Annotated in this window: 12 protein-coding genes; 5 read left to right on the forward strand and 7 right to left on the reverse strand. The window is 55.5% G+C overall.

Annotated features, from left to right (window positions below):
- Positions 1-236: 236 nt before the first annotated feature.
- The 3 genes from B060_RS0122785 (at position 237) to B060_RS0122795 (ending at position 1,593) form a co-directional block, all read left to right on the forward strand.
- The gene (locus B060_RS0122785) at positions 237-527 is read left to right on the forward strand and encodes a CopG family ribbon-helix-helix protein (protein ID WP_018083425.1); all 291 of its coding nucleotides are present in this window, start codon (positions 237-239) and stop codon (positions 525-527) included.
- Positions 524-808 (forward strand): type II toxin-antitoxin system RelE/ParE family toxin, encoded by a 285-nt coding sequence (locus B060_RS0122790; protein ID WP_018083426.1) that lies wholly within the window; start codon positions 524-526, stop codon positions 806-808. The genes B060_RS0122785 and B060_RS0122790 overlap by 4 nt, the downstream gene beginning before the upstream one ends.
- Positions 809-1,056: 248 nt before the next feature.
- The gene (locus B060_RS0122795; RefSeq protein ID WP_018084111.1) at positions 1,057-1,593 is read left to right on the forward strand and encodes a hypothetical protein; all 537 of its coding nucleotides are present in this window, start codon (positions 1,057-1,059) and stop codon (positions 1,591-1,593) included.
- A gap of 78 nt (positions 1,594-1,671) precedes the next feature.
- On the opposite strand, the gene B060_RS0122805 is transcribed toward B060_RS0122795, so the two are convergent.
- Positions 1,672-2,232 carry a sugar O-acetyltransferase gene (locus B060_RS0122805; RefSeq protein WP_018084113.1) on the reverse strand — a complete coding sequence of 187 codons (561 nt, stop codon included), beginning with the start codon at positions 2,230-2,232 and terminating at the stop codon, positions 1,672-1,674.
- A 182-nt stretch (positions 2,233-2,414) separates the two neighbouring features.
- Positions 2,415-3,236, reverse strand: a complete 822-nt coding sequence (locus B060_RS25745; protein ID WP_081607008.1) for a LytTR family DNA-binding domain-containing protein — start codon at positions 3,234-3,236, stop codon at positions 2,415-2,417.
- Positions 3,237-3,341: 105 nt separating this feature from the next.
- Here B060_RS25745 and B060_RS0122815 point away from each other — a divergent pair, with 105 nt between their 5' ends.
- The gene (locus B060_RS0122815; RefSeq protein WP_155847980.1) at positions 3,342-4,826 is read left to right on the forward strand and encodes a serine hydrolase domain-containing protein; all 1,485 of its coding nucleotides are present in this window, start codon (positions 3,342-3,344) and stop codon (positions 4,824-4,826) included.
- A gap of 150 nt (positions 4,827-4,976) precedes the next feature.
- Here B060_RS0122815 and B060_RS0122820 read toward each other — a convergent pair whose 3' ends face one another.
- The 5 genes from B060_RS0122820 to B060_RS0122840 form a co-directional block, all read right to left on the reverse strand.
- On the reverse strand, positions 4,977-6,095 hold the full coding sequence (locus B060_RS0122820) for an MBL fold metallo-hydrolase (RefSeq protein WP_031221537.1): 1,119 nt from the start codon (positions 6,093-6,095) through the stop codon (positions 4,977-4,979).
- Between the two features lie 259 nt (positions 6,096-6,354).
- Entirely contained in the window at positions 6,355-7,989 is a 1,635-nt protein-coding gene (locus B060_RS0122825) for a dienelactone hydrolase family protein (protein ID WP_018084117.1), read from the reverse strand.
- A 57-nt stretch (positions 7,990-8,046) separates the two neighbouring features.
- Complete coding sequence (locus B060_RS0122830) at positions 8,047-9,588, reverse strand: M56 family metallopeptidase (RefSeq protein WP_018084118.1); 1,542 nt, start codon at positions 9,586-9,588, stop codon at positions 8,047-8,049.
- A 2-nt stretch (positions 9,589-9,590) separates the two neighbouring features.
- The gene (locus B060_RS0122835) at positions 9,591-9,983 is read right to left on the reverse strand and encodes a BlaI/MecI/CopY family transcriptional regulator (protein WP_018084119.1); all 393 of its coding nucleotides are present in this window, start codon (positions 9,981-9,983) and stop codon (positions 9,591-9,593) included.
- Between the two features lie 296 nt (positions 9,984-10,279).
- The gene (locus B060_RS0122840; protein WP_425304010.1) at positions 10,280-11,227 is read right to left on the reverse strand and encodes an AraC family transcriptional regulator; all 948 of its coding nucleotides are present in this window, start codon (positions 11,225-11,227) and stop codon (positions 10,280-10,282) included.
- 62 nt (positions 11,228-11,289) lie between these two features.
- Between B060_RS0122840 and B060_RS26920 the strand changes: the two genes are divergently transcribed.
- Positions 11,290-11,411: SDR family NAD(P)-dependent oxidoreductase (locus B060_RS26920; protein WP_081607009.1), on the forward strand; the 122-nt coding region annotated here is incomplete at its 3' end.

Raw genomic sequence — 11,411 nt, forward strand, 5'->3', positions numbered from 1 at the left:
CTACCTTCCCTTCTTGTCCATGCCGTTTACGCGACGTTGGCGGACTTCAGAAGCCTTTTTGACCGCTCACAATGCAGGCTTTGACCGGCCTTTCTGTGAAAAAATCTCTAAGACGTTGTCTCTAATCCCTTGGTTNAGGATCGACAGGTCCACCCCCCGAAAAAGGAGTGGCCGGACTACCTTCACGGTACATTTTGTGCTACGGTGGAGTTACCGCGTAACACATGGAGGTATGTATGGGTGAAGCCACGTTCACTTTCCGGGTTGAAGACAATTTGAAATCCGCGTTTAGCGAAGCCGCAAAGGCACATGATCAAACAGGTGCGCAATTGTTGCGTAGCTTTATGAGGGACTATGTGAGACGCCAACAAGACGAAGCTGAATATGACGCATGGTTTCGGCTGCAAGTGCAAGTTGGTCTTGATTCTGCTAATGCAGGGAACCTCATTCCCTCTGAAGACGTTGAGGCGGAATTTGCCGCCAGGCGAGCTGAAACACGCCGTAAGCTGGGTCGGACCGCTTCGTGAAAACTGCATGGACGCTTGAAGCTCGAATTGATCGCAGCGAAATCTACACCCGTATCGAGGATGACGACCCGGTTGCTGCCTTGAATATGGACGAACTGTTTGAGAAGCGCGCCGCCGACCTTATAAAGCATTCCATGCTGGGGCGGGCAGGGCGTGTTTCAGGCACCAGAGAGCTGGTGGTTCACCCAAATTATATCCTGATCTACGACATAGCTGGTGACACAATCCGAATTCTGCGTGTCTTACATGCGGCGCAACACTGGCCATCGAAAAAGCACTGAAGTTCGGCAATTCGCCATGCGGGAGAGCTCGCTAAAACGCTCGCCCTTCGGAGTAGTCCTGGAAATATGATTTCGCTCTCGTAACAGTAAACGCTTCCGCTCTCGGGCAGCGAGCCCGGCGAAAATAAGAATGACCGCAAAGGGCGCGTTGAAGAATAGAACGTCCCCGGCGGCGTGTCATTGACCTTTTGATTCAGCCGTGGTCGACTTTCGAAGAATGCCGTTGAGCATGTTCGGGGGGGCAAAGTATGAAAATCAATCCATTTGTCATTATCACGCTTGCTACTACCCATCTTCTTATAGCGGCGGTTGCCTACAGGATGGCGGTGACCAGGGGGTGGGATGATACGATAGTATTGCCTGACCAGCCAACAACTCACTTCGACAAGGTGCTCGACGGTGATACTGTTGTTATCGACGGCGTCGCCATTCACATTCGCGGGCTTGATGCACCGGAGCTCGGCCCATGGGCGAAATGCTGGGCTGAAGCAATGGCAGCTCGTCAGTCCATGAAAGTTCTCGAAAACGAACTTAGGGGGCACGATTATAGAATGGTCGAACGTAGAGTTGACAAGGACGGCAAAGTAAGCGCGCGTTTCGTTGCTGAGGCTAAATACGACATCTCCGATCCTATGAAGGTTTATGAAGCAGGGGCTGCCGTAGACGGGAGATGGGACTGGTGCGGCACTACAGTGAAACTCACACCTGGGACAGATCAGCCTACTCGGGCCCCAAATCTGTGGTGGCCCTCAGGAGATGTTTATGATCCGCGTGCCGCTGATTAATTTAGGCTTCCGCTTTTGGGGGAAATCGCAAATCGATATCAGGTTGATACATTTCCGCTTCGGGCGCGAGGAGGACGTCTAACTCTCAGCAATGGAACGAATAACTCGCGCGGGATTTCCGCCAACTAACGTATTTCTCGGCACGTCTTTCGTAACAACCGATGCCGCTGCAACAACGGAATTTTCGCCGACTGTTACCCCGCCTATGACAGTTGCGCCGGCACCAATCCAAACATTTTGCTCAATCTTAATTGGCTTTGCTATTACGCCGTCCCGCCGTTTCGAGGACTCGATAGGATGACTTGATGTGATCAAGCTAACGTTCGGCCCGATCATAACATTGTCACCAATGTCCAGTCCGCCGAGATCATAGAAAGTGCAATTTTGGTTTACGAAGACATTCCGGCCGACCCTAATATCGGAGCCACCAGTTGTGTAAAATGGCGGTATCAAGAAAAAACTTTCGTCGACGGGCCTGCCAATAATTTCCGCGAATAAGGCTCGAATTTCGCTCGCATCCGCGTATGTCAATCGGTTGAGCTTTGCCGTTAATATCATCGCGGTCTGGACCCTTTTGGCCATCGCCGCCGACTCCGGTGTACCGCTATATATTCTCAAGGTGCGTTCATCCGTCGCCATCTGTCAGGTTGCCAAGCCAAAAATCAAATACCTCCTCCTTCTAGTGTAAAAAAATGGGGGCTGCCAGCGCTTGGGCGAAGTAGACAAGACCCGTTCGGTGATATCTGCTTTTAGGATTTACGACAAAATGTGAACGTCCGCATCGGGCGCGAAGGCGAAGGTGGGTTATGGCCACGAAACTGTTATTGCAGGTGATCCGAAACGGACGGATCGAGCTGGGCGACTGTCGCAGCCCAATCGGTGTCCTTCAAGCCAGCGGCATAGGTGCGACTTACCGGTGCAGACGATCCATCCGACAGGGCCAGGGTGCCGCGGCCGCCCTTCCAACGTACGGCTTGGACGGCGGTTCGTGCGACCCACCATGATCGGTGAGTGCGAAAGCCATCGAGTGGCGACAGCGCGTCCAGCGCGTCCCCCAGCCGCATCGCCACCAGGGCCGATCCGGCCTCGGTGCGGATACACAGATAGTGATCCTCTGCCTCAACTGCGATCAGACGCGCCCTCGCTAACCGCGGCGGAAGTTTGCGGCGAATGGCGAGGGGAGCGAAAACCTCTGGCGCGGTCCGCAGCGCCTTGCTCGGATTTAGGGCCTTCCGCGCCAGCCAGGTCAAGACCAAAACGGCAATATTGATCGACAGGACATCCGGAAGAAGTTGGAGGATGCGCCCTGTCGAGACGGGTTCGCCGAAGATGAACACCGGCAACAGCGAAACCCAAACAGCTATCGCAGGCGTCATGGCCGCCAACTGGGCGAGGACGAAGAGCAGGGGGTTCCCTGTAAATCGGCGCGCGAAAATCGGCTCGATTGATGCGGCAATCAGCCCGCCGCCAATCACTGCCAACTGCCAATAGAGATGGCGGAATGCACCTGGCGCCGCCGCCGTACCGAATGGCGCGATCGTGGCCAGGAAAAGCCCAAATAGCACTAGTCCAACCAGTTCGATCACGCCCGAACGACCCAGCCTGAAGGTCATCAAATGTTTGATCACTATTGCCGCCGTCATGCCACGCTCCGTTCGCGAAGAGAACTACCCCATTCGCGAAGGAGAGGTTGACACGCCGTCGGGCTCCAATTCAAGCCACGAAGATCAATAAAAGGAGTTAGCGACGTGACAAGAGCAGTTTCGGTGGCGATGTTCAGCCTGATGGTTTTGTTGGCCCTCGGCGGGACGCTGATGAGCGGTAATGCTTCAGCGAAGACCCCGGAGCCTCCATTGCCGTCACCTCAGCAACTGGACGTTTATGTCGAAAGTGGAATGAAAAAACTTCATGTCCCGGGAGCGGCGGTTGCGCTGTTTTCCGATGGCAAGATAACCCATGTGAAGGGGCTGGGGCGCGCAGATGACGCAGGTACGCTCGTGACGCCTCAAACGCCTTTTCAACTCGGCTCAGTTAGCAAATCGTTCGCCGCGTTGATCGTTTTGCAACTCGCAGATGAAGGGCGATTGTCGCTTGATGATCCGATCTCTAAGTACCTCGTGTCGTTCAGAACAAGTGACAAGGCCCTTTCGGATTTGATTACCATCCGTCAGCTTTTGAATCATCGCAGTGGAATATCGACCCTGGACGGAAATCGCAGTCAATCGACAACCTACCGAGGGCGAGATGCGATGACACGTGTAGCCGCAAAGCTGAAAGTCGCAACACTGCGCGCAACGCCAGGCGAGCATTTCGAATATTCCAACGCGAACTACGCACTCCTTGCGCATTTGATCGAGACCGTGGACAAGCGGTCTTATGAGGATGCGGTAGAGGGCCGCATTTTCTCCAGGTTGGGAATGAAGAATTCGTTTGTGCAGATCGCGAAACCGGGATCGTTGCGTCCGGCGGTCGGGCACACACAATGGTTTGGCCACATGGTTGAACGCGACTTTGTAGCTGGCAGAATGATGGCTGGTCCCGGCGGTATCACTGCGAGCGCCGAAGATCTGGCGACCTATCTCGTTGCCGTATTTGAGCATGATCCGCGTATCATACCTGCGTCACTCTCCAAAGCGCTTTCAAAGGATCGTAGGGGCGGTTACGAATTTGGCTGGGAATTCGGCACATTCGGAGATCAAAACTTGATTTTCCATGGAGGGCTAAATCCAGGATTTTACTCCAGGGTGGCTTATAGTCCGCAAACCCGGCAAGGTGTTCTTATCCTGACCAACATGTCCGGCAGTCTTGAGGGAAACCTTGTGGGCGGCACAGTCAGTTACGCTTTGGGACTTCCAGCCGAGGACATAGCACCGGCCAGCGTCAGCCTTTTGCGCTTGTGGGGTACGTTCGGTCTTACCGTCTTGCTGTTGCTGAGCAGCGCGCTTTCAATCAGAAACTTGCTTAAAACCAAAGGCAAGGCAAGTCGCCATTCTGCCTTTGTAAAAATGATTTTGGCTATCGTTCCATCTTTGGCGCTGATTGGATTGGGCTATTTTCTGGCATTTATGGTGCCTGAATTTAGCGGTGTGAATTTGACGGCAGTCTATATGTTCTACCCGGACGTCGGCGTTTTGTTGTTTTTGTCTTCGATCATAGCAGCACTGTGGGCTGTCCTCAGAACATGGTTGCTAACCACCTCAAGCCAATTGTCAGAAAATCAAGGTTTTCTATAGAACGTCCCGCCTTCTTATTGCCAGGGAAGTCATGGTTTTAGAAAAGCGAGTTGAGACGTAGTCGTCAAATTCGAGGAATGAAAAGTGCCAGATGTTACATTCGCTTGCTTCGTAATTTGTCGAGATAGTCAGACTGGCCCCAGAAAGCGCTTAAGCAGCAAAGATCAGACGGTTACCTACAAAAGGCCGAATGACTTTGTCCGGCATCAGGCGCGTGGCTTCGGTGATGAATACCTCGCCGGTGCAGTGCATAGGGATGATATAGTCGGGGGCGATCTCCACCATGGCGGCAGCCGTCGCCTTCGCCTCGGCTTCTGTGCGCGGCTTGACAAGATGGAAGCCGCCGACCACGGCGTGGATTTTTTGCACACCGGAAATAGCCTGCGCCCGGCGGATCGAATTGAGCACGCCGCGGTGGCCGCACGACACAATGACGACCAGGCCCAGACCTTTGACATTGTAGCAGGTGGCCAGTTCGTGTTCACCGTCGTCGGCTGCCTGCTCGGCCAGTCGTTTGGCCTCGGACAGATCCGTCACCTTGCAGCCTTCGCCCGGCCGCATGGCGGTCGGGATGGCGGCGCGTTCGGTCGTCTGCAATGGGATGATGCCGGTGGTAAACGCTTGGCCGGCCACGACCGAAGGCTCTGGCCGTATCTCGACAGCGAACCCGGCTTGAGCCAGGGCCGTCCGGTCCAAAGCGCCCATGATCAGCGGCGGTTTAGCCGTCATTGCGATGCGATTACAGAAGGCTTCTTCGCCGCCGACGACAAATGGAATGTGGCGCGCCCTGGCCGGGGCATTGGCGAACAGGCCCGGAAAACCTCCATAGTGATCGAGGTGGCCGTGGCTGAGCACCGTGGCGTCTATCTGGTCCGGGTCGATGCCCAGCAGAGCCACGTTATTGGCCAAAGCCTCGGGCGTATAACCGAAATCAATCAGGATGCGACGGGTCTCATCGCCCATTTTCGAAGACGCCAGCAGCGACAGGCCGAATTCACCCCACAGGGCCTTTTTGGACATGTGGCCATCGGCGGTGACCGGCGCAGCGCCGACGTGGCGATCGACGTGCAGGCCTGGCCGATCGATATCGTCAAGAAAAGGCCCGAAAGTCGCGGCATCGACCACCACCTGAATGGCCAGCATATCGACTTCAGGTGCCGCAAAGGCCGGCTTGGCCTGTCCTGAAACGCTAAGTGTGGCCAAACTGGCGACCGCGCCACTTATAAACGCGCGGCGACAGACGATAGCTGGTGACGGGCTAGGTGGCATAGCGAAGCTCCGGAGTATCATAAACGCTAACAGGTAACGCCGTTCGCCTCAAGCCGCGATTGGTAATTACTTGGATTGCACATTGTCCGGTTTCAGGCGCGGGTTGGATATCAAGCCCAAACTTCCGCCTTGGGCGCACAGATGCCAAACTTGATAGCTTTTACGTGGCATCATTCGCGGGAGGGGAGGAGAGGCTACGAACCAGAGACATATTATTTCGACGCTTATACCCCTGTGTTCGTAGCCGAATGAGGTCAGACTAAGGGCTGACGCCAAGGGCCTTCAGGCGTCCGACCGCATTGATATTGTGGGGATTAAGCTTAAGCGACATTTCGTAAGCGTCGATCGCCAACTGCTTTTTGTTATTCTTCGCGTAGGCCTCTCCCAGACTGTCAAAGGCATTCCAGCTTTCCGGGTGTATTTCGGTATTGAATCGAAAGATATAGGTTGCCAATTCTGTGTTGCCGTTGCCCAGTAACTGATAGCCCCAGCTAATCAGGTCATCATCGTTGAGGACAAAGCTTGGATTGCGCTGTTGGAATGCCCGGTATACGGTCGTGGCCTGTTCAAATCCCTTTTGCCCCAGCTCTTCGGCAAACGCTGCCCGTGTAGCGGGCTGGCCCTGTCCCTTGGTTTTGTAAACGGTTAGCAGGTGAGGGGGCGCACCGGTCTGCGCCGCCGGGACGTCAAGGAAAGCTCGGCCTGTTGCATCGCCCTTTAAATATCCGTCCAGAAATCTAAGAGCATAGGTTTCGAGCCAGCCATTCGCTACGGAAAGCTCATCCTTGTTATAATTGCCATATGCGCCATCACTCAGAAAGCGCTGGCCAAGCATGACCGAGAAATTGGCGTGGACATAGGGTGCGAGCGTCACCCGATACAGGTCGGCATACTTGATCTTGTTCAGAAAGCTCCGATCCTTGTTCACATCGGCAGTCAGCTCTTCAACCTGCTTGGGTGTGGCAGCGATATAGAGCAGAGGGACACTCACGCGCTCCGGTGTCAAATACCGCGACTGATCGACAACATCAGGATAGTACCGCACAGATCCATCTAGCGATACGAGCGCGGCAATGCGTGTGTCCTTGGCGGCAGCCATCACGTTGGCCAATCCGCCCCAACTGTACCCCATAACGGCGAGGTGATCGGTATCTGCCTGAGCCAGTGTGTGTGCATAGCCGATGAGGAACTGAATATCACCCACCTGAGCTTCAACACCTTCAAGGGTATCTTTCATACCTTCTGGGGTTGGGCCTGTGCTGGGACTGGCGATGACGATATAACCCTGGCTGGCTAGATATTCACATAGATCCGCATTTTCAAAAGCCGGCGCCTGATAACTTGGCGCATAGATAATGACAGGATACTTGCCCGAATGCTCGGTGCCGTCGCGACGGGCGAGCATGCTTGCGCTGAGTTCGGCTTTGATTCTGTCGGGCGTGAGTCCGCCAGTTTCCAAGTCCACGTAACCTGTCTCCAGTCGCGACCGTTCGGCGGCTGAGTGCGGAAAATAGTCGCTCGTGCCGCCGAGCCGCAGATAGTCGCCGGCGCTCATGGCGCGTCCCGTTCCCTTTTGAGCTGGATACCAGATCAGGGTCTGGATGGGGCGTGCGCGCTCGCCGCGTATCGGCTTCCCGGTATACAGGTCGGCATTCCCGAGATAGCCGCGAGAAAAATCATATTGCTCAATGATATGCAGTCCGACGGCATATTTTCCGGGCGCATTGATCCGCGTGAAGTTGGAATCGGCAGAGGCGGCGCCCGGTACAAGCAGCAGGGCGATAAGCAACAGGAACGGTCGCATTGGAACTCCTTCAGGAATAAAGCCAAGAAAGGTCAGCAGGACAAAAAAGGCCCGTAGAAAATAGATGGTGGGGCAGGCATAGGAAACCATTCGCCTTCTGGAAAAGACGTCTGGCCGTGACGCGGATGGCCGGACTTGAAGCGGCGGCTAGGGCTCGCGATCTCCGCCAACGGCGTGGAGAGCCAATAATTGGCGGGGAGAGTTCACCACGACGCCGCGCGCTTTCAGGTTACGAACAACGTCCGGTGTGATTTCAAGTGACCAGAGCGTCCGGAAATCCGCGAACGATCCCGTTATGCCCAGCCCACGCATGGTCGTTATATAATCAGGTTCCACACCTATTTGTCGCGCGCTCATAAGGTCGTCGAAGTTGGCGGGCATACCAACCTTGCGCATGGCCTGAGCATATTCGGGGGTAATGCCGGAAAAATGGGTGCCAGTGAGCTGATCCACTGTCAGGTCAGGGAAACCGGCATCCGCCATTGCGCGCTTGTAAGCGGATGTGACGCCGGCGGCGCGCATCTCCACCAGGGCATCGGCATCAATCGTTTCAGCTTGTTCTGAAACCCTAGACGTTTCTATGTGCTCAGCTCCGGCACGTGACGCGCGCACCCCGCCGACTGGTTCTAAAGGCGGTGCAGAATACGATAACATGTCAGAAGATGCCATTGTCACCGCGCTCTTCACAGCGGGGCCCGCCACGCTCGGTGCGACACTTACGAGAGACAACGGACCAGCAAGGCACAACATGGTGATGGCGCAGACTGCGATCCACAGCTTGCCGGACGCACCGCGTTGCAGATTGGCGGCAAGGATGCGAGTTACACGCCGATGCAGGACACTTTTCGCCGATGCCATGCCATGCGCGCCAAAGGCTGGGCGATCATTTTGAAGCCGGGTCACGCTCACCAGCAACTCTGCATACTCCAGTCCGCCGATACCGGCTGCGATTGCCATATCGTCGGCTGCCTCCTCGCGCAATTGGTGGGCTTCACGCGCCAGCAGCCACACTAGCGGATTAAACCAGAACAGGGTGGTGACAATGCGTGCCAGGATCAGTTTCATCCAGTCGAGATGGACGATATGGGCCATTTCATGCGCGACGATCGCTTTCGCATGAGAGGAGTCGTAAGCTGCGGGCGCGTCGAGCAATATGGTGGGGTGCATCAGCCCCCAACTAACAGGAGAGTCAACATGCTTGCTTGCAAGCAGTGCTGTGCCAGTCTTGACGTTCATACGCTTCTGAGCATGCGCAAGTGCGCTTAGCCACACCGGATCAAGAACAACGTCTGCCCGGGTCCTCAGGGCGATAAGACGCGCCAGTGCAATCACGGTGAACACCAGCAATACCAAGGTTGGAAGCCAGTAAAGATGCGGCATGATGCCAATCAACCAGCTTGCCCCGGATTGCGGCGCGCCTGCGTCCCCTGCGAGTGTCTGGAGCGATTGAGGTAACAGGACGCGGGCCATGGTGCTGACCGGAGCGGTAAGGTTGCCAGATACAGTATTTGGTATGGGTAGTGATAGAGCCGGCAATGTTATCGTCATAACCGGCAAAACCAGTAAGGCCAGCAAACCCAGGTGGATGACCGTCGAACGTTCGGCTGCGGACCGGGGCTTCATCATGCGCAACACCACCAAGGTTGCCAGCGCGACCAAAATCGACTTAACGGCCAGGAGAAGGAACATAGTTACTCTCCGTCTTTGGCCGCTTGGCGCGCCCTAGCGAGCATGCTCTCGATCTCGTCCAGTTCACTGGGCTTCAAACGCTGCGTCATTCCAAGCAGCGCACTCGCCGCGCCGATCGGCGAGCCGTTGAAAAAGGTCTGCACCACCTGGGTGAGCGCCGCACGGCGGGCCTGGCTATCCGGTAAGGTAGGCGAATAAACGAATCCCCGTTCACTCTCCTTGCGACCCACAAAGCCTTTGGACTCAAGGCGTTTCAGCATCGCACGTACGGCTGATGCGGTCAGACGATCGGGTAACGCATCGCAAATTTCAGCGACCGTGCACGAGCCCCGCTGGTAAAGGAGATCAACGACCTGTCGTTCGCGAGGTGGGATTTGAGACAATTGTGCAAGCATGACGACACCTTTGAGCTACAAATGTAGCTAACTACAAATGTAGCCCGCACGCAAGCGCAAAATTTTGAAGGGTCAAAAGTTGGAACCTATGTCCATTTGAAAGGGTGGCGTCTTTATGACATGGAGGCGACGTGAAACGGCTTTGTGGCCGTGCACGCTTCAATTTGTAGATGCATCAACAACTTCCGCTTTGGAGCAGGAATATCCAAAACGGTCCTTATTCAGTTTTACTTCCGCCTTGGGCGCGTAGTGGCCCAAACCGGTCCTTTGCGGCTTTTCCACACTGCACTCAGTGTTCACGCTTTCGCACTACTTTGACGCGCGTATTGCATTGGCGGCATTCCGACGCTGCGCGCGAACGCCACGCTGAAAGCGCTGGCGGAGCTATACCCAACACGATCGGCGACCGCCTCCAGGCCGCCTATGCCACGCTGCAAGATGCTCTTTGCCAGTGCGATTCTCCAGTCCGAAAGGTATTCCATCGGCGCGATGCCTACGAGCTTCTTGAATCGTTCGAAGAATACCGACCGGGAGAGTCCGGCTTCGCGGGCCAGTTGTTCAACGGTCCAATGTTGTCGTGGATCCGCATGCATCCGCCGGATTGCAACGGCTAGTCGGTCGTCGGCTAGTCCCCGCATCAAACCGGATGACACGTCGGTGCCGGAAGANGAGCGAAGTGCTTCGATGAGGAGAACCTCCANCAGNCGTTGAAGAACCATATCCCNNGCNGGTCGATCATGCTGGGCCTCGCTTCTGACGAAGNTCACCAGTGCCGCGAAACGCTCNTCTCCCCGNACATGTATCAGGCGCGGNAGAAGAGAAACCAGAAGGTTGGCGTCCGGCGAGCCGAACGCCAACCGACCTACNAGCATACGCGCGTTCGGCGGGCCGTCNGGATCGCCGTGCCNGGTCTCGTCCGGNCGTTTTGTGACCGNATCCTGAAGGCTCATTTCGCCGCCACACTCGCCGCCTCCCGACGCGACGAAATGGTTGGTAGCCGGAATGAGGACAAAGTCGTTTTTCTCTAATTCTATCGGTTCACCACCATCCACCGATAGTCGAACGGTTCCCTCTAGAATGACCCAGAATAGCGCCTCTCCCTTAGCCATATTCTCAACGCGCCAGCTTCCCGATCCGCTGGCAACCTTGGAAAAGGGCAGGCTCGGCTGCAACAGGGCAACGACTTCGGCAAATGGATCAATCATTTCTGGACGCTTGCTAAACTTAANNGGACTTTGAACCATAGATCGTCTGATTGCGCCCGTCTATGCTCGCGCATGATAAATCGAAAAGGAAATATCCAAGCATGAAAAACGTTCTCATTACCGGCTGCTCATCGGGCTTCGGCCTCGACATCGCAAAGCACTTTCTCGAACAGGGCTGGAAGGTCGTCGCGACCATGCGAACGCCTGACGAAGGCCTCCTGCC

Origin of the sequence: Asticcacaulis benevestitus DSM 16100 = ATCC BAA-896 (assembly GCF_000376105.1) — a bacterium.
Classification (GTDB): Bacteria; Pseudomonadota; Alphaproteobacteria; order Caulobacterales; family Caulobacteraceae; genus Asticcacaulis; species Asticcacaulis benevestitus.

Coding starts and splice junctions, on each gene's coding strand:
- B060_RS0122785 (WP_018083425.1), top strand. CDS start 237: ATGGGTGAAGCCACGTTCACTTTCCGGGTTGAAGACAATTTGAAATCC.
- B060_RS0122795 (WP_018084111.1), top strand. CDS start 1,057: ATGAAAATCAATCCATTTGTCATTATCACGCTTGCTACTACCCATCTT.
- B060_RS0122805 (WP_018084113.1), bottom strand. CDS start 2,232: ATGGCGACGGATGAACGCACCTTGAGAATATATAGCGGTACACCGGAG.
- B060_RS25745 (WP_081607008.1), bottom strand. CDS start 3,236: ATGACGGCGGCAATAGTGATCAAACATTTGATGACCTTCAGGCTGGGT.
- B060_RS0122820 (WP_031221537.1), bottom strand. CDS start 6,095: ATGCCACCTAGCCCGTCACCAGCTATCGTCTGTCGCCGCGCGTTTATA.
- B060_RS0122825 (WP_018084117.1), bottom strand. CDS start 7,989: ATGGTTTCCTATGCCTGCCCCACCATCTATTTTCTACGGGCCTTTTTT.
- B060_RS0122830 (WP_018084118.1), bottom strand. CDS start 9,588: ATGTTCCTTCTCCTGGCCGTTAAGTCGATTTTGGTCGCGCTGGCAACC.
- B060_RS0122835 (WP_018084119.1), bottom strand. CDS start 9,983: ATGCTTGCACAATTGTCTCAAATCCCACCTCGCGAACGACAGGTCGTT.